The organism is Nocardia sp. NBC_01009 (genome assembly GCF_045208035.1).
GTDB lineage: Bacteria > Actinomycetota > Actinomycetes > Mycobacteriales > Mycobacteriaceae > Nocardia.
In genome coordinates, this window is record NZ_CP108695.1 from 3046244 (window position 1) to 3064615 (window position 18372).

The following is an 18372-nucleotide window of genomic DNA, read 5'->3' on the forward strand; positions in this document are numbered from 1 at the left end:
CACCCATGATTACCGTGAACAACGCGAAGAAGAACTACGGTTCGTTCGCCGCTCTCGACGATGTCTCCATCGACATCCCCTCCGGAGAGCTGACCGCGCTGCTCGGACCGTCGGGTTCGGGCAAGTCGACGCTGCTCCGGTCGATCGCCGGGCTGGAGTCGCTCGACTCCGGCGTCGTCGTGATCGCGGGGCGCGATGTCACGAGGGTGGCGCCGCAGAAGCGTGACATCGGTTTCGTGTTTCAGCATTACGCCGCGTTCAAACATATGACGGTGCGCGACAACGTGGCGTTCGGGCTGAAGATCCGCAAGCGCCCGAAGGGCGAAATCGCCAAGCGGGTCGACGAACTGCTCGGCATCGTCGGCCTCGACGGCTTCCAGCATCGCTACCCTGCACAGCTGTCGGGCGGTCAGCGTCAGCGCATGGCGCTGGCGCGCGCGCTGGCCGTCGACCCGCAGGTGCTGCTGCTCGACGAGCCGTTCGGCGCATTGGACGCCAAGGTTCGCGCGGATCTGCGCACCTGGTTGCGCCGGTTGCATGAAGAGGTCCACGTGACCACCGTGCTCGTCACCCACGATCAGGAGGAGGCGCTCGACGTCGCCGACCGGATCGCGGTGATGAACAAGGGGCGCATCGAGCAGGTCGGTACTCCGGAGGACGTGTACGACCGTCCCGCCAACGAATTCGTGATGTCGTTCCTCGGTGCGGTGGCTCGGCTCAACGGACACCTGGTGCGTCCGCACGATATTCGAGTCGGCCGCGACGCGAGCATGGCGCTGGCCGCGCACGAGGGCACCGCGGAATCGGCGGGTGTCACCCGGGCGACCGTGGAACGTATCGTGCATCTGGGCTTCGAGGTGCGTGTCGAGCTGCGCAACGCCGCCACCGGCGATCTGTTCGCGGCTCAGGTGACTCGCGGCGATGCCGAGGCGTTGCACCTGAACGAGGGGGAGACGGTCTTCGCCCGTGCCACCCGTATTCCGGAGTTGCCCGCCGGATAAGGCACTTCAGGTGCACGTGCGGGACTTCGTGCACGGGCCCCTCTGGAAGGTCGCAACCCAGCGTTCCCGACGCTCTTTGCTCAGGCGGCAGGAGTAGGCGGCGGACATGGTCACGGAAATCGTCACGCACCGGGCGAATGTGCACCCGGTGGAGATCCGGAAGTGCCTGTGCCGTGGAGGGATTCAGCCAGGTGGTAACTGGGTCGGTGCTGTCTTGTTGCCGGACGGGATGGCGCTGTGCCCATATTGCGGGGCGGAACGTGTATTTGTTGGCAACTGGACGGTCTGCTCCGCGGCTGGCTAACTCGGACAGGGCATCCTCGAATTTCGCCGCGCCGTAAGGAAATCCGGCTGGCTGCGCAAAGTTGGGCCCAACGCGGCAGGTGAGCGGCGCTCGGTGCCTTCGCTATACGACGTGTGTCGGTGCAGGCGGGATGCGGACAATCGTATGTCCGGTGGTTGGCAGGCGGGTCGCCAAATGGTTGCGTTAGTAGGGTTCGAAGCAAATCGGCTCGGCGATCAGGTGGATTGCGATGGCGGTTGGTCTCGGTTTGAGCATCGGCACAGTGAACACGGTTTCCGCTCTGGCGCAGGAGGGTTCGGCCAAGGCTCCGCCGGGGCGACGCTCCGCCGCCGAGCGTTCGCCCGCCATCACCCGCCGCACCACACTCATCTTCGATAGCACCGGAATGGCGCGGGTCGGCATGATTCCGCGGCACGGTCGCGCCATCACCGAATTCGCCGACCTCACCCAGCGCACCACCTTGCGGGCCCGAGTCGGGCACCGCGCCCTGTCGTCCGCAGACCTGGTCGCAGTGGTCGCCGAATGTCTGATCACCGAGGCGCGGCGCGATCGCCGGGCGGTCGAGGCCGGGATCGCGCTGACCCATCCGGCGGGTTACACCGACGATCACCTGGCCGAGTTGCGCGCGGCACTGGATGCCGTCGCTCTCGGGCATGTGGCGCTGATCGCCGAGCCGGTCGCCGCCGCGACCTGGCTGGAAGCCACGCGCGGCCCGCTCATGCCGGGGCTGGCGCTGGTCTACGACCTAGGTGGGTCCACCCTCGACGTCACCTTGGTCCGAGTCGGCGCGGGCCGTCCGCACAATCCGATCGTCGGCGTCCCGCTGCGCTCACCGAAATTCGGCGGCCGCGCCTTCGGCGCGCTGGTTGCCGAGCGGGTCGGGACCGGTGTTGTCGCCGCCTCGCTGTCGGGGGCGGTCACCGGCACGACCGCCGACGCGTTGCGTACCGAGCATGTGCGCCGCTCTTTGGAACTGGTGTATCGCTGCCTCGGCATGGCCGACGTGACGATGGCCGATGTGGACTGCGTACTGGTGGTCGGTGGCGCGGCTCGGCCGATCGAGGTCTCTCAGGTGCTGGCAGGTGAGTTGGCGCGCCCGGTGATCACAGCCCCGGATCCGGAGCGCACGATCGCCGACGGTGCCGCGATCATGGCACGCAGGTCGGCGGCCGCTGTCGAGGAGGCAGCGGGCGTTCCGCACGGGCGCAAACATCGCGGGTCGCACCGCAGGGCGACGACGAGGGCCTTGTTGTTGTCACGACGGACGCGGCGCAGGCTGACGAAGGTCGCCATTGCGGCGGGGATGTCGGCGGGGGGTGTCGCGCTTGTCCTCGCCTTGTCCGCAGATTCGGTGGTCGCAGGATTGTCGCAGCTCGGGGTGTGATCACGCGGGGGGAGAGCGGCTGCGGTGGCGAGTATCCGGCTCGCCGCCGGGAGGCCGAGTGGGTGCCGGGTTGACTGCCGCCGTCGTTGGTGTAACCATGGGAAACAGGTAACTGGTCCCATGAGGAGAGGCAGTGACGACGATGTCTGCAGCCGTGACGCCCGCAGTCGATCCCGATCTGGAGAAGGCGCAGGAGTACGCAGCGAAATTGCTGCTGCTCTCCGAGGGTTCGGTCAACAAGCACTTCGACCCGTTCGAGGACATCGACTGGGACAACCCCGACTACGCGGCCGACGCCGGCGAAGAGCGGTGGATCCTGCCGATGTCCGGCGACACCCTCGGCCGCCATCCCTGGTACCTCGCGCTCTCCGACGAGGAGAAGATCAAGATCGGCAAGTACCGTCAGGCCAACGTAGCCAAGGTCGGTCTGCAGTTCGAGTCGATCCTCATCAGCGGTATGGCGACGCACAACTTCGGCCTGCCCAACGGCTCGCCCGAATTCCGCTACTGCTCCCACGAAATGATCGAGGAGCACAACCACACCCTGATGTTCCAGGAGATGGTGAACCGGATCGGCGTCGACGTTCCCGGTATGGGCCCGCTGGTGAGCAAGTTCAAGTACCTCGGTGCTCCGGTGGCCGGGCTGTTCCCGAATCTGTTCTTCATGGCGGTGCTGGCCGGCGAAGAGCCGATCGACCACATCCAGAAGGCCATCCTGCGCTCCGGCGAAGAGGTCCATCCGATCATGCTCGGCGTGATGGCCATTCACGTCGCCGAGGAAGCGCGCCATATCTCCTTCGCGCACGAGTTCCTGAAGAAGCATGTGCCGGAGGCGAACCCGGCCAGCAAGCTGGTGCTGTCGGTTGCGATGCCGATCGTCATGTGGATCCTCGGTCGCTCGATCGCGACGCCGCCGAAGACGTTCTTCAAGGAGTTCGACATCCCGCAGTCGGTCCGCAAGGAGCTGTTCTACGGCTCCAAGGAAGCCAAGCAGGTCTTCCGCGACTACTTCGCCGACGTGCGCACCCTGGCCAACGACATCGGCCTGATGAACCCGATCTCCAAGGCGGTCTGGAAGCTGCTCCGGATCGACGGCCACACCACCCGCTACCGTTCGGAGCCGTTGCGCGCGGGCAAGGCTGCCTGACGTGCCCTACGTTGTCACGCAATCCTGTTGCAGCGACGCGTCCTGCGTCTACGCCTGCCCGGTCAACTGCATCCATCCCACGCCCGACGAACCGGACTTCCTGACGGCGGAGATGCTGTACGTGGACCCGCAGGCGTGTGTGGACTGTGGTGCCTGCGCCAGCGCCTGCCCTGTCGATGCCATCACCTCGTCGAAGAAGCTGACCGATGAGCAGAAGCCGTTCATCGAGATCAACGCCGACTTCTACCGGCAGGCGCGCCCGCGTCCGCTGCTCGCGCGGCCGGTGCCCGCGGCCGAGATCCATACCGAACGCCAGCCGCTGCGGGTGGCGATCGTCGGGTCGGGGCCGTCGGCGATGTATGCGGCCGATGAGCTGCTGACCCAGCCCGACGTGTCGGTGACCGTCTTCGATCGCCTGCCCGTGCCCTATGGGCTCGCCCGCCACGGCGTCGCGCCGGACCATGGCAAGACCAGGCAGGTCAGCGAGCTGTTCGACGTCATCTCGGCGCAGCCCGGGTTCAGGTCTTATCTGAATGTCGAAGTGGGCAAGCATGTTTCGCATCAGGAGCTGCTCGGGCACTTCCATGCGGCGATCTACGCGGTCGGTGCGTCCTCGGATCGCAAGCTCGGTATCCCCGGTGAGGGGTTGGCGGGCAATGTCTCCGCCACCGACTTCGTCGCCTGGTACAACGGGCATCCCGATCATGCGGGCGACACCTTCGATGTGTCGCAACGCCGGGTCGTCATCGTCGGCAACGGCAATGTGGCGCTCGATGTCGCGCGCATCCTCGCCAGCGATCCGGAGTCGTTGGCAGGCACCGATATCGCGCCGTACGCGTTGCGGGCGTTGCGGCACAGCAAGATCGAGGAGGTCGTCATCCTCGGCCGCCGTGGTCCTGCCGAATCTGCTTTCACCGTTCCGGAATTCGTGGGTCTGCTCGGTGCCGATGTCGATATCGCCATCGAGGGCGAGCTGCCCGAACCGGCCGAGGGCCTGCCTTACCAGGTGGAGCAGAAGCTGCGACTGCTGCGCAGCGTGGCCGACCGGCCGTTCGGTGCCCGCAAACGGATCATCTTCCGCTACCTGGCCGCACCGACCGAAATTCTCGGCACCGATGAGGTCTCCGGTATCGAGGTCGGTCGCAACGAACTCCGCACCGATCCGGACGGCCGGGTACGTGCCGTCGCAACGGGGGAGACCGAGCGGATCGACGCCGGACTTGTCCTCACATCGGTGGGCTATCGCGGTGTTGCGTTGCCCGGCTTGCCATTCGACGACCAGACCGCGGTGATCCCGAACCGGAACGGACGTGTCCTACAGGAGGCAGGCGGATCGGTGCTTCCTGGCGCCTACGTCACCGGCTGGATCAAGCGCGGCCCTACCGGCTTCATCGGCACCAACAAGTCGTGTGCGCAGGAGACGGTGCAGCAGTTGGCCGACGATTTCAACGCCGGTCTGCTGCGCGAACCCCGCAGCAGTGCCAAAGAATTCGATCGCCTGGTGCGCAACCGTCAGCCTGCGGTGCACGCGACAGGGGCGGCTCAGCGTCCCGGCCCGATCCGCCGACTGCTTGCCCGCGCTTGATCGCAGGCCGAGCTGCCCCTCGCAACCCGCAGATCGGTGGGTACGGGCGGCAACGGCTGCGGGGGCGGTCTGATACGCACAGTCGCAGACCGCCATGGCACTGCCGGATCGCCTTCTGCCCTCGGCCGGCGCGCTCTCGGACCGAATGCGGGACTGTTGTCCGGACTCGGTCCGGCGGCCGCGATCACGCGGTAGGGTCGCCAGAGCGGTTGTCGGCACCTCGGCCGGCGGCCACGCGATGAGGGCGTGTTCGAGCCGAGGTGCCGCGCCTGTCCACAAGGACGCGATACTTATCGAGCTGTGAACCCGCCGTCGATCGCGAGTGCCGCGCCGGTGACGAAGCTTGCTTCAGCACTGAGCAGGTACGCGCAGAACGAGGCGACTTCCTCGGGCTTGCTGATTCGGCCGAGGGGATGCAGTGCGGCAATGGCCGCTTCGCCCTCCGGTGTCGCGCCCATCGAGTTGCGGAAGGCAGGCGTGTCGATCGCGCCGGAGACGATCGCGTTCACCCGCACACCCTGTTCGGCCGTTTCCAACGCCACCGCGCGGGTCAGCCCGATCACGCCGTGCTTGGCCGCGACATAAGGGGCCACCTGGCCCATGCCCACCACGCCGAGGTTCGAGGCGTTGTTCAGGATCGCGCCGCCGCCGGAGGCGACCAATGCCGGAACCTGGTGGCGCAGACCGTAGAACACGCTGGTCAGGTTGAGCTCGATATCGGCGCGCCAGCCCGACTCCTCGATATCGGAGACCGGACCGAAGGCGTTGATCGCGCCCGCGTTGTTGAAGGCTCCGTCCAGGCGGCCGTATTCGGTCAACGCGGCCTGTGTCAGCCGGGCCACGTCGGCTTCGACGGTGACATCGGTCGGCACGAACAGCGCGCGGCCGCCCGCCGCGCGAATGTCGGAGGCGACCTGCTCGCCTGCGTCTTTGCCACGAGCGCCGAGTACCACTGCCGCGCCCTCGGCGGCGACGCGCAGGGCCACAGCCTTGCCCACCCCCGAGCTCGCTCCGGTGATCAGCACGACCTTCTCCGCGAAGCGTGTAGACATCGTCTTCAGTTCCCTTCTCGTCCTTGCCTTTTCATGTCGGATGTAGCTGCAGACCTGGATCTTGTCTCGGTCGTGCGCCGCATCGCTGTACTCAGTCAAGCCGCAGCGGTAGTGCGGTGCTGGCGGAAAACCGCCGTTGCATTTGACATGTCATGTTCATCGAACGGGGCGCGCGTGCCACGAAATTCACGGCACTGGCAACGATTTGGTTACCGACCGGTCGGTGTGTGTTGTCCGGGTTTGATCGAAGGCTGCCAAGTGGCGACAGTGGTGCATCCAAAATGGATATCCAGGTCGCTGTGTGGTAGCGGAATCCGCCTTGCCGCAGTCGAATCGCCGTCGTCGAGGGGTCTGAATCGCGCTTATGCAACCCGTCTACCTGGGCAAATGATGGAATGTCAACGGCGGCCAAATTTTCCATATCAATTCAGCATCCGTACTGGCCGGTAACCAGTTAACCTGTGGGGGCTGTTTGGAAGACGACCGCGGCCACATGGATTTCCTGTGTGATGGACGTGGTCACGGTGCGTTGACGGGATAGCAAATGACTACTGGCGTGGGCTTCAGCATCGGTTCAGTGAACTCCGTATCGGCTTCGGTGAGCGAGGGACGCTCCCGGCCATCGGTGCGCACTCGACGTTCGGCGGTGACGTTCGACAGCGCGGGCGGCATCAGAATCGGGGGGATACCCCAATTCAGTATGGCGGTCAGTGATTTCGCTGATCTGGCGCGCGATCCGGAGCCGGTGATCGTCGGCGGACGGATCTGGTCCCCCGCCAATCTGGTTGCCGCCGTGGTGAACGGCCTGATCGAGGCGGTCGAGCCGATCGCGGGCGCCGTATCGACCTATCCGGCAGCGTATTCCGACAAACAGGTCGCGCTGCTGCGTCAGGCCATGGATCTCGCCGGAGCGCGAGACGTGCTGCTGGTGCCCGAACCGGTGGCCGCAGCAGAGTGGCTCGAGCAGGAGCAGGGTCCGCTGGAATCCGGCTTCATGCTGGTGTACGACCTCGGCGGCACCTGTCTGGATGTCACCGTCGTCCGGGTCGGGCCCGACTGGGAAGACCATCCGATGGTGGGAAAGCCGCTGCGCTCCTACGACTTCGGCGGCCGCCCGCTCGGGTCGATGATCGCTCGATACGCTCAGCCCGGTCGCACCGCGCCGCTATCGCTGACGTCGATCGTCGACGTCGACGGGTTGCGCACCGAGCACATCCGCGATTCCTTCGATGTGGTGCGGGCGTGTGTGCAGTCGACCGGCCTCACCCTCTCCGATATCGGACGCATCCTGCTCATCGGCGGTGCAGGCCGGCCGGCAGAGGTCGCGCGGACGCTCGCCGAACTCGGTCGCCCCGTGGTGATGTCGGCCGATCCTGGTCAGACCGTCGCCGCCGGCGCCGCCTACTACGCCGCGCGCACCTTCGTCCCCGCCGTCACCGGCAATCATTTTGTGCCGCACCCCACGGTGTTCTCCAGCGCCGCAGTCGCATCCGCGATCGCCGTCTCGGCCGTCACCGTGTTCGGCGGACCTGTCGACACCGGCCTATCCCCGGCGCTCGAGCTCTTACCGGGCATCGACGTTCCCGCGGACGCGCTGCTGTACGAACCCAGCGGCGACGGATCGCTCGACAAGCTCTGGCGAACCGGGGGCGCGGGATCGCGGCCGGTCACCTATATCCCCTCCGGTCTGGCGATCGCACCTGTCGCCCGGTCGACCCGATTCGGCCCTACGCTGGCCGAATCCGGCCCCCGCCCCCACGAGAACCAACGATCCTGTTGCGACACACCGCAATCCGGCCTGGGCACCTACGCCAACCCGGCTCAATTCATCAACCCGCTGCCTTTCATTCCCGCACCCGACCTCAACCTGCCGCCGGGTGTCCCCGTCATTCCCAGGATCAGTTTCCCGCCCGGCTTCCCGGGCACGACTCCTGCTCCCGCCCCGTCCAATCCGGGCCCCACCACCCCAACGACTCCCGGCACGGGAACTCCGTCTGGTGGTGGGACTGGCGGTCCGACGTCTGGTGGTGGGACTGGTGGTCCGACGTCCGGTGGTTCGACTGGTACCCCGACGTCCGGCGGTGGGACTGGTAGTCCGACGTCCGGTGGTGCGACCGACACTCCAGCCTCCGGGGGCACCTCCGGTTCCACGTCGGGAACAACGCCCGGTGGTGCGACTTCCGGCGGCGGGTCCTCCGACACAGCCTCGGGTGGCGCATCGTCCGGCGGCGACACCTCGGGTGGTGCTTCCTCCGAAGGAGCTTCGTCCGGTGGCGCGTCCTCCGGAGGTGCGGACGGTTCGTCGTCGGGTGCATCCGGTGGGACATCTTCGGGTGGTCCAAGCTCTGGGGGAGCTGCGCCCGGTGCTGCCTCGACTGGCGGAACATCGTCTGGCGGAGCCACTTCGGGTGGTGCGTCCTCGGGTGGGGTCTCGACCGGCGGTGCTTACCCAGGCGGTGCGGATTCGGGTGGAGCTTCGTCGGGTGGCGCGAGTTCAGGTGGAGCTTCGTCGAGTGGTGGTTTCTCGGGCCACTCTGGTGGCTCGGGCGGCGCGGGTGGCTTGGGTGGCGCGGGTGGCTTGGGTGGCGCGGGTGGTTTGGGCGGCGCGGGTGGCGCGGGTGGTTTGGGCGGCGCAGGTGGTTTCGGTGGTGGTGCGCGCGGCCGCTGAAGTCGAGTCGAGGACTTCGAGAGCTGCACCGACGCGTACGTAAGCGACTGCCCACCGGCCGTCCGCGAGCTGGTCGCGTGCCATTGCCTTGCGCTTGTCGGCCATGCCATCCGCCGGTCCAGCTCCTACCTGGCCATCGGCCTGCCGGCAACCAAGAATGTCGGCCGACGACCAGGGCGGCGGCGAGCGTGACGTGGATGCGGCGGACCCACGCCAACCGAACTCTGCTAGGTGTATCCGGCCGTGTACGCGCTGTTCGTCGGTGCGCATCGGACGGGTGCGGGGAGTCGCTCGAGCGATGGTCGTCATCGCCGCCTTCGCTCTGGTCGGTCCCGCGGTGTTCGCGGTGTCGGCCCGGGACGTCATAGGGAAACGGCCTCTCGTGCGATCGGCCGGCACATCGAATCAAGTCGTGTGGCCTACTCCCCCGCAAGCGAGTGGATGACCGCGCCCGCGCCGGGTCGGTAGGTCTGAATGACCGAGTGCGCGTGGAAGTCCGGTGACAATTGATCGGATGACGCCCGGCGGCGCGCCGATGCACAATGGGTGGGTGGTTGTAGTCGGGGGACCCCAGCTGATTGCGCTGGATGTGGACGGGACGCTGCTGCAGACGGGATCGCCGGTCACCGAACGGGTGACCGATGCCGTGCGGGCAGCCGTCGCGGCGGGTGCGCATGTGGTCGTGACGACCGGGCGGACGTTGCTGACAACGCGTCCGGTGTTGGAGCAGATCGGACTGATAGAAGGGCATGCGCTGTGTTCCAACGGCGCCGTCCACATAGATGTGGCGAGGGGCGAGCCGGTCACCGTGCAGGCGTTCGATCCCGCGCCCGCTGTCACCGCCTTGCGTGCGCTGTTCCCGAACATGATCTTCGCGGTGGAGAAGGTCGGCATCGGCACCTGGGCGACCGGTATCAGCCCGGGGGAGTTCTCCATCGGTGAATACCTGCTGGTCGACGACGGTGAATTGAGCAAGGAGCCCACGCCGCGACTGAACGGCTGGTGGCCCGACGGCGCGCTGGAGGAAATGCTGCGATTGCTCAGTTCGCTGCAGGTGCCCGGCGCGAGCTGGGTACACGGTGAATTCGGTCCGTGGCTGACAGTCTCGCGCCAGGGTGTCTCGAAGGGCTGGGCCCTGGAACGCCTGCGCACCTCCCTCGGCATCCCCCGCGACGCAACCCTGGCGATCGGAGACGGTTACAACGACCGCGAAATGCTGCGCTGGGCCGGGCATTCCGTGGCGATGGCAAACGCACCCGACGAAATTCGAGTACTCGCCGATGAAATCGCCGACGACGTCATGGACGACGGCGTCGCAAAGGTGCTCGAGCGCTGGTTCGGTGCTTGACGAACCGGCCTTGTCGGACACCGTCGCTTTCGGCATCGAGGGTAGTGAAATGGCGTCTGACGCAACCACCATTTCACTACCACCGATGACTACTGCTCGAGTCGGCTACGCGGGTCCGGTCTCGGCCAGCACCTCCATGTAGTGCGGGTTGCTCATCACGCCGAGCACGTTGCCGAACGGGTCGACCACGGAGGCGACGGCGAATCCCTGGGTGAGTGTCCGCACCGGCTGGTACTCCTTCGCGCCCAGTTCCATCAGCCGGTCCAGGGCGGCCTGCAGGTCGTCGACGGCCCAGTACAAGACCTGGCCACCCGGCTCGGTAGGTGCGCCCTCCGGGGCGAACTGCCGGTTGAGGATGCCGAGTTCGTGCTGGTAGTCGCCGATGCGGAACTCGTAGTACGCGCCGGGCACGTGGAAGTAGGGCTCGACTCCGAGCAGTTCGGTGTACCAGTCCTTCGCGCCCTCGAAGTCCTCGGCCCAGTACGTCACGGTCGCCATTCCACGCAGCATTTTCGGTCTCCTTCGTCGGTGTTCGTCTTCTTGTAAAAACCATCATCCAACCCAAAGTGCTCACGGAATGAGCACTTTTACGGGGAGAATGAAAAACATGCGAGCAGACAGATTGGTGGCGACCCTGCTGTTGATGCAGGCGCGTGGACGGGTGACGGCGGCGGAGATCGCCGAGGAACTCGAGGTCTCGGTCGCCACCGCGCGTCGCGACCTCGAAGCGCTGTCGGCGGCGGGGGTTCCGGTGTACCCGCAGATGGGGCGCGGCGGCGGTTGGTCCTTGATCGGCGGCGCACGCACCGATCTCAGCGGCCTGAACGAATCGGAAGCGCGCGCACTGTTCCTCCTGGCAGGCCCGTCGGCGAACGCGGTACCCGAACTGAAGTCCGCGCTACGGAAGCTGGTGCGCGCCCTGCCGCAGACCTTTCGCAACGATGCGCAGGCCGCGGCCGACGCCGTGGTCATCGATCCCGCGCGCTGGGGCGCCCATGATCCGACACGCCCGGAAATGGTCACCCGGTTGCAGCGGGCCGTCGTCGAACGCCGCAAGGTGCGCCTGGACTACGACCGCAAGGGTGAGAAAACGCAGCGGCTGGTCGATCCGTGGGGTCTGGTCGACAAAGACGGCATCTGGTACCTCATCGCGGGCACTGATCGCGGTAAGCGCACCTTCCGTGTCGACCGCATCCGTGACGCGCTCGTCACCGACGAAACAGCCCCTCGCCCCGCCGATTTCGATCTGTCCGACGCATGGGGCGAAGTGGTCGGCGAGATGGAGCAACGTCGGGCGGCCACCTCCGCAACCGCCTTGATCGCGGAGCACCTATTGCCCGTCTTGCACAATCAGCAGGGCAGGCACTGTGTGGTGGACGGCCCGGTCGAGGACGGCCGCATCCAAGTCCGTGTCACCGCGCCGACACCGCGCATGATCGCCCAGCAGCTGGCGGGTTGGGGGGCCGAAATAGAAGTGCTCGGTCCGCAGTCGGTGCGCGACCAGCTTGCGGTACTCGGCACCGAACTCGTCGACAGTTATCGGACCTGAATCGGATTCGCAGAATGAGTCCTGCACATCGAATCGTCAAGATTTCGTCTTCGAATCATCGGCGATTAATTGATGTGGCCCAGGGATTCTCGATCGGCGCGGTCGTGCCCGATCTGATTCGGCGGGTGCCGCCGTGATCTCGGCGGCGGGTTCCCAATGGTGAAAAGGGTTGCGGCAGCACGGTTTGAAATCTGAACAGTCGTCCGTTACGTTGAGCTGTTCGGATCATCCTGAGCCGAACAGTAATTCGGAGACGTTCGATTCGATATCGGAGGTCGGGGAGAAATGAGAAAAGACATGGTCCGTCGGACCTTCGTGAACAAGCTGGTTGCCGCGGCGATGCCGTTGGCGGTTGCGGTCACCGTCGCCGGTGGGGCATCGGCCGATCCGGGGCAGCTCGCTCCGGCGCCTGCACCGGTGGTGCAGTTGGTCGCCGAGCCGGTCGTTGCGCCGGTGGCCGCCGGGATCCCGCTGGAAGAGATCGCGACCAATCCGGAAGCGACAAACCACGATCCGCTGGCCAACGGTGCGGCGGGCGGTGCTCTCGCGGGCGCCGCAGGCTCGGGCGTCCTCGCGGGTGTCGCGTGCCTGCCCGCCTTCATCGTCGGCGCGATCCCGTGTGCGATCAGCGGTGCGCTGAACGGTGCGCTGTGGGGCACGGTGATCGGTCTGCTGGTCGGTGCGCTCGCTCCGGAGATGGTGCCGCAGGTGCTGCCCTGATTCCTGGGGCGAATTAGCGAACGCTGGGCCGTGCCAGGACAGAAATGTCCTGGCCCGGCCCAGCGTCGTTGCGGGGAGCATTCTTCGAATAAGTATGGCCGTGCGGGTAATTAGTGTGCGTGCTCTTCGGCGCGCGTGGAGAAGCGACTGTGGAGTGCGCGCACCATCTCGGCTGCCACCACGGCATGTCCACTCATCGTGAAGTGGATGAGGTCGGCGCTCATTACGTCGGGGCGCAACCGCAGTGGGTGATCCCAGAATTCCACCAGGATGGCGTCGTAGCGCGCGGCCATTTCACGCACAACATCATTGAGCGCTGCCATCCGATCCCGCATCGGACGCATCGGCAGCATTCGCTCCACTTCCCACACATCGGCCAGCGTGAACGTGCATACCTGAGCGCCGCTGCGGGCCAGCGCGCCGAAGAGCGCATCGAGATTCGTGCGCAACTCCTCGACACTGCCGCCGGGCAGGAACAAATCATTGCCGCCGCAACTGAGGTGCACCAGGTCGGGTTCGAAATCGAGAACCGACTGCAGCTGCTCGACAAGCACCTGCGCGGTGGTGGCGCCGATCTGGCCGGTATTCAGATACGCCAGACCGGGATTCACCGACGAAAGCGTTCCCGCTACACGGTCGGCCCACGCGGTGCTCGCATAGCCGGGGCTCGGATCGCCGACGCCCTGGGCGATGGAGTCGCCGAGCACCGCGTAACGCTGCCACGGTGCGCCGACCAGTAGGCGCCGCGCTTCGTCGGCGGGCAGCAGCATAGGGTCGTCGGCTTCAGTACGAACAATGTTGTCGGTCACGGTGACTCCCAATTCTCGAGCTGAGGGTTCGGCGACGTCGGCGGGCCGAATGCTGTGGTGCGGCATGCTTGCTCCTACTGAGTCGCGAGTGCGGTAGCGGGCGTACGACCCGGGATCGCGATGAGCAGCGCAGCCGCCACGCCGATGGCCGCGGAGACGGCGAACACGGTATGGAATCCGCCGAGCGGATCGCCGGGATGCGCCGCGAACACTGCGGCCAGCACCGCGATGCCCAGCGCACCGCCGACCTGCCGCGCGGTCAGGTTCATCCCGATACCCGCGGCAAACTCCTGCGGCGGAAGAGAACTCGCCGCAGCGGTGCCGAGCACCGTGACAACGATCCCGACGCCGCCGCCGCCGAGCAGTCCCGCAGGGATCCAGGCCGACCACAGCGCCGGTGTCGAACCGAATGCATCAGTACTCATCCACGCCGTGGTGGCGGTGTACATCAGCGCGCCGAGCACACCGACCCAGCGCCGCGTGGTGGGGGAGGTGATACGACCGGCAATGGTGGCGGTCACCATCGAGGACACCGCGCCGACGGTCAGCGCGCCGGCCGATTCCAGCACCGAGTACTGCCAAATCGCATCCAGGAAAAGCGGTCCCGCCAAGAGCCAGGAGAACATGCTCCCGCCGAACACGAAGGTCGAAGCCGTAGCGAGCGCGTACGGCCGGCTGCGCCACAACCGGACGGTGATGGCGGGATTGTGGTGGCGGGTCGAGCGGAGCAGTGCGACGAGGATCAGCAGGGTTCCGCCGATCAGTGCGATCAGCGTGACCGGTGCGTTCCAACCCCACTCTTGTCCCTCGGTGACTCCGACGACAAGGCCGCCGAGTCCGAGCGCGATGGCCATCGTGCCGAGCGGGTCGGGCATGGCGCCGCCCGGCTGCCGGGTGTCGGGCACCGGAATGCGCAGACCGGGCACGATGAGCGCGATCGCGATCGGGATATTGATCATGAATACCGAGCGCCAGCCGAACGTCTCGACCAACGCGCCGCCGATCGCGGGACCGACTACGGCGGCGAATCCGCCTGCGGCAGACCAGGCTCCGATCGCCGCGCCGATCTTCTCGCGGGGAGTGACGCTGAGTACGAGCCCGAGCGCGGACGGCACCATGAGTGCCGCTGTCGCGCCCTGGAGTAGGCGGCCGGCGATCAGCCATGGCGCGCTCGGCGCGAGTCCGCACAGTAGGGAGGTCAGCGCGAAACCGGCCATGGCGATCAAGAAGAGCTTGCGCCTGCCGAGGGTGTCCGCGAACCGGCCCGCCGGAGTGAGCAGTGCGGCGAACGCGACTGCATAGCCGCTGACGATCCAGGTCAGCGTGGTGGCCGGGGTGCTGGGGAAGTCACGAGCGATCGAGGGGAAGGCGATGTTGACGACGGAAAGGTCGAGGAAGGCGATGAACGCGGCGCCGGATGCGATCAGGAGGGTGCGTGCTGCGGTGTTCGTGGTCGGAGGATTGTCGATCCGCGCGGTCACTTCGGTCATGGGGGAGATCCTTTAGCGAGGAGGACGAACAAAGCGTACGATCGTTCGTGCAATTAACGTACGACCGTACGTTCGTATTTGCAACCCCTAGGTGGAACAATGGCAGCCATGGCCGAGTTGACAATCCCTCCAGAGCTGCCGCCCGGCACCGACCAGCGCCTGGCCAAGGGCGCACGAGCCAGGGCGGCTATCGCCAGGCACGCCGCGGAAGTGGCCTCCGTCGAAGGGTTGACCGGGGTCAGCATCGGCAGGCTCGCCGCCGATCTCGGCCTGAGTAAGAGCGGCATCGCGACCTTGTTCGGCACCAAAGAGGCGCTGCAGGTAGCCGCGGTGAAGTCGGCCCGCGAAGTCTTCATCGAGCGGGTCATCGGGCCGAGCATGTCCCAGCCGCGGGGCTACGACCGCCTCCGGGTCCTGATCGAGCTGTGGTTCGGGCACATCACCGACCCGACCTTCCCCGGCGGATGTTTCCGCGTCGCCACCATCGCCGAATTCGACAGCAAGCCGGGCCCGGTCCGTGACGCCATCGCCGAGGACCGTAGGGACTGGCTCGCGTTCCTGGCCAAAGAGATTCGCCAGGCCCAGGAGCAAGGTCATCTCGGCGAGCGCAACGCGGATATCATCGCCTTCGAAATCGAGGCCGTGCTCAGCGCCGCCAACACCGCCCAGCAGATGGGCGAGGACTGGGGTGTCGCCACCGCTCGTGCCATCGTCGACAACCTCATAGGTGAGCCAGCGCCCTGATCGGCCGACCTCGATCGGCGAAAACCGTAGCGGGCGCCCGATAATGGGCGCCCGCTCGCGGGTATTTCAGTAGTGGTGAGCTGTTTGGATCTCGCTTGGAGTCCTGCACCCGCAGTGGTTCAGTGTTCGTGGGTGGCAGTGGTGGCCAGGGTGAAGGCAGCGATGCGAACGGTGCCGCCGTGCTTGAAATCGAGGAAGAGGCGGTAGGTGCCGGGGCCGGGAACCACTGTGTGGAAGGTGATTTCGGGGCCAGGTGCGGTGACTCCGTCGCCGGGTTCGCCGTTCGGGTGGACGTGGACGTAGGCGAGGTCACCCGCGCGCAGCACTACGAGGTGCCCGAATGCGGCGAGATAGGGCTGCAGGTCGGTGACCGGCTCGCCGTCCTTGCACACGGTGAGCGTGATCAGCCGGCCGGCGCCGGGAACCAGCTCTCCATCCAGTGCAACCTCGTAGCCGTCCACCACGTAGGTGTGAGCCACCTCCGGTGTGGGCTGCGGCGCGTAGTCGCCCGCGACCGCGAGATCCGCACCCAGCGTGATCGTCCGCCCGAGAGCTCGCGGCGCGATATCGGTGAACACCCGATATGCCCCCGCCGCAGGCAGATTCAGCCGCACCGACCAGGTGCCGTCGGCGGCACGCTCGGGATGTACATGCCAGAACCCGGTCAGCTCCCGCTGCGCAACGATCAGATGCAGCTCCTTGTCATGGATTGATGCGAACTCGGTGACCGGCAGCCCGTCGGGCCCGACAATCCGGAACCGGAAGTCGATCTCACCCGCCTGCACAATCGTGCTCGCCAACTCCAAGGTGTACCCATCCTGGGTGATCTGCAGCCCGCCGGGCCCCGTCGCCGCATGAGCGCTGTGGTCGCCGTGGCCTGCGTGGTCCCCATGACCCGCGTGGCCGCCGTGGGCCGCGTGGTCCCCATGTCCTGCGTGGTCGTCGTCGCCTGCGTGGTTCTCGTGAATTCCGTTCTGGGCGATCTGTTGCCCACCGATCCCCGCCGCGATGTGCGCTGCATGAGCGTTGTGGGTGTCGTGACCTGTGTGGGTGTCGTGACCTGAGTGGGTGTCATGACCTGAGTGGGTGTCATGACCTGAGTGGGTGTCATGACCTGAGTGGGTGTCATGACCCGTGTGAGCGCCGGAGGTCGCGTGCGTCGAAGGGTCGGCAGTGGCCTCGTGGTCCACGGGGGTGTTGTGCTGCGCGGTATTCGCCTGAGTGCTCATTGCTCGGCCTCTCTGATCTTGTTCTTCGTTCCGACAGAATCGAAAGTATACCCCCTGGGGGTATCAAGCAAGGCTGGCTCATGTGAGGTGGCTCACGTGGGTTCTACATTGTCGGACGCTCAGGTCGCACTATCGATCAGTGGTCGGCGCAACGGAATACATCACTGGTGCGCGGCGTCCGGACTTGCCGGCGAGAGCGAGGTTCCGGCCGTTGACCTCGGCGTCGACGAGCTCTGGTTCAGGCCGAGAGGGTCAGTGTGGATGCGAAGGCGGCGTCGTAGCGGTTCCACACGATGTCGGCGAGGGCGGGGTGCGCGCCGATGACCTCGGCGTGGACGAGTTCCGGTGCGCCGGCCGCCAGTCGGTCGGTGAGCATGCCTGGGGCCAGGAACCAGGGGACCACCAGGACATGGTCCGCCCCGCGTGACCGGAGGCGCGAAACCGCCTCGGTGACACCGGGTTCGGTTGTGGCGAAGCAGATCTCGGTGCGCCACCCCGTCGCAGCGGACAGCCGCTGCGCAACCAGCGCCGTCCGTCCATTGGCCGCCCCCGACGACGACCCCACCGCCGCTACCGCAATCCCGACCCGCTCGGGTCGTTCCGTGCGGGTGCCGAGTGGCACGCCATCGTGGGCGTCTCTCGCGATATGCCGCAGCCATGTGCCACTCACCGCGTGGCCATCGGCGAGGTGCGGGGCGCCGGCGGGGTGGGAAGCGAGGGCTTCCAGAGCACGGTCGCGGAGCGCGGCGACGAGGCGGGGGTCGGGGCCGAGGACGTCGGCCTGGGTGAGGTGAAGGCGGGGGTGGCGGGTGCGGGCGGTGTCCAGGAGACCGGGTAGGTCGATTCGGGCGTGGAAGGCATTGCCGAGCAATAGGGGTGCGACCACGGCATGGGTGTGGCCGTCTGCGGCGACGGCATCGACGACCTGCTCGACCGAAGGGGTGCTCAGATCGAGAAACGCCAGCCGCACGTCGACGTCCGGGCGCGCTGCGGCGATCAGCGCGACGACATCGGACATGGTTGCGGCCGAGCGCGGGTCGCGGCTGCCGTGGGCAACGGCGATCAGTGCCGGTCGCGGTGCCACCGTCCACGCGGCCGTCGGGAACGCCGCCGCGGGTGCGTGGAGTTTCGCACCGGGCCGAGTCGACGTGGAGAGATCGACGTCAGGCGCCGGCGGGTGGGTCTCAGCAGTCCACGTCGGTGTCGACACGGCGAGTGTGGAATTGGCCGAGGACGTTGCGGCGGCCTCCGGTGGCGTGGGCTCGATCGGTTCGCAAGCGCACAGGGCCGTGGCGGTGTGCGTCGATGCGGGGAGACCGAACGTGGTGTGCGCTGTGGCAGC

15 protein-coding genes are annotated in these 18372 nt (G+C 66.7%); 9 read left to right on the top strand and 6 right to left on the bottom strand.

Annotated elements, in window-relative coordinates:
- Window positions 1–5: 5 nt before the first annotated feature.
- From OHA42_RS13465 to OHA42_RS13480, 4 genes are all read left to right on the top strand, one after another.
- Window positions 6–1001, top strand: coding sequence for a sulfate ABC transporter ATP-binding protein (locus OHA42_RS13465; protein WP_328410611.1), 996 nt, complete (start codon window positions 6–8; stop codon window positions 999–1001).
- 533 nt (window positions 1002–1534) lie between these two features.
- A complete protein-coding gene (locus OHA42_RS13470) occupies window positions 1535–2689 on the top strand; it encodes an Hsp70 family protein (RefSeq protein WP_406237217.1) in 1155 nt (384 codons plus the stop codon).
- A gap of 142 nt (window positions 2690–2831) precedes the next feature.
- Entirely contained in the window at window positions 2832–3836 is a 1005-nt protein-coding gene (locus tag OHA42_RS13475; protein WP_406239331.1) for a diiron oxygenase, read from the top strand.
- Between the two features lies 1 nt (window position 3837).
- Complete coding sequence (locus OHA42_RS13480; RefSeq protein WP_406237219.1) at window positions 3838–5421, top strand: FAD-dependent oxidoreductase; 1584 nt, start codon at window positions 3838–3840, stop codon at window positions 5419–5421.
- A 290-nt stretch (window positions 5422–5711) separates the two neighbouring features.
- On the opposite strand, the gene OHA42_RS13485 is transcribed toward OHA42_RS13480, so the two are convergent.
- Window positions 5712–6473: an SDR family NAD(P)-dependent oxidoreductase gene (locus OHA42_RS13485; protein WP_406237220.1), complete on the bottom strand. Its 762-nt coding sequence runs from the start codon at window positions 6471–6473 to the stop codon at window positions 5712–5714.
- A 577-nt stretch (window positions 6474–7050) separates the two neighbouring features.
- Here OHA42_RS13485 and OHA42_RS13490 point away from each other — a divergent pair.
- Window positions 7051–9141, top strand: coding sequence for an Hsp70 family protein (locus OHA42_RS13490; RefSeq protein WP_406237222.1), 2091 nt, complete (start codon window positions 7051–7053; stop codon window positions 9139–9141).
- Between the two features lie 499 nt (window positions 9142–9640).
- On the top strand, window positions 9641–10489 hold the full coding sequence (locus tag OHA42_RS13495) for an HAD family hydrolase (protein ID WP_406237224.1): 849 nt from the start codon (window positions 9641–9643) through the stop codon (window positions 10487–10489).
- Window positions 10490–10594: 105 nt separating this feature from the next.
- Here OHA42_RS13495 and OHA42_RS13500 read toward each other — a convergent pair whose 3' ends face one another.
- Window positions 10595–10999 carry a VOC family protein gene (locus tag OHA42_RS13500; RefSeq protein WP_406237226.1) on the bottom strand — a complete coding sequence of 135 codons (405 nt, stop codon included), beginning with the start codon at window positions 10997–10999 and terminating at the stop codon, window positions 10595–10597.
- Window positions 11000–11096: 97 nt separating this feature from the next.
- Here OHA42_RS13500 and OHA42_RS13505 point away from each other — a divergent pair, with 97 nt between their 5' ends.
- Together OHA42_RS13505 and OHA42_RS13510 are read left to right on the top strand one after the other, a co-directional pair.
- Entirely contained in the window at window positions 11097–12038 is a 942-nt protein-coding gene (locus OHA42_RS13505; protein WP_406237227.1) for a helix-turn-helix transcriptional regulator, read from the top strand.
- A 297-nt stretch (window positions 12039–12335) separates the two neighbouring features.
- Window positions 12336–12758, top strand: coding sequence for a hypothetical protein (locus OHA42_RS13510; protein WP_406237228.1), 423 nt, complete (start codon window positions 12336–12338; stop codon window positions 12756–12758).
- Between the two features lie 110 nt (window positions 12759–12868).
- On the opposite strand, the gene OHA42_RS13515 is transcribed toward OHA42_RS13510, so the two are convergent.
- Window positions 12869–13633: an SGNH/GDSL hydrolase family protein gene (locus OHA42_RS13515; RefSeq protein ID WP_406237229.1), complete on the bottom strand. Its 765-nt coding sequence runs from the start codon at window positions 13631–13633 to the stop codon at window positions 12869–12871.
- Window positions 13634–13641: 8 nt separating this feature from the next.
- Window positions 13642–15057, bottom strand: a complete 1416-nt coding sequence (locus tag OHA42_RS13520; RefSeq protein ID WP_406237231.1) for an MFS transporter — start codon at window positions 15055–15057, stop codon at window positions 13642–13644.
- 108 nt (window positions 15058–15165) lie between these two features.
- On the opposite strand from OHA42_RS13520, the gene OHA42_RS13525 reads away from it, so the two are divergent.
- A complete protein-coding gene (locus OHA42_RS13525; protein ID WP_406237233.1) occupies window positions 15166–15801 on the top strand; it encodes a TetR/AcrR family transcriptional regulator in 636 nt (211 codons plus the stop codon).
- Window positions 15802–15920: 119 nt separating this feature from the next.
- Here OHA42_RS13525 and OHA42_RS13530 read toward each other — a convergent pair whose 3' ends face one another.
- Window positions 15921–17030, bottom strand: coding sequence for a hypothetical protein (locus tag OHA42_RS13530; protein WP_406237234.1), 1110 nt, complete (start codon window positions 17028–17030; stop codon window positions 15921–15923).
- Window positions 17031–17268: 238 nt separating this feature from the next.
- Window positions 17269–18048: a sirohydrochlorin chelatase gene (locus OHA42_RS13535; RefSeq protein ID WP_406239333.1), complete on the bottom strand. Its 780-nt coding sequence runs from the start codon at window positions 18046–18048 to the stop codon at window positions 17269–17271.
- Window positions 18049–18372: the final 324 nt, after the last annotated feature.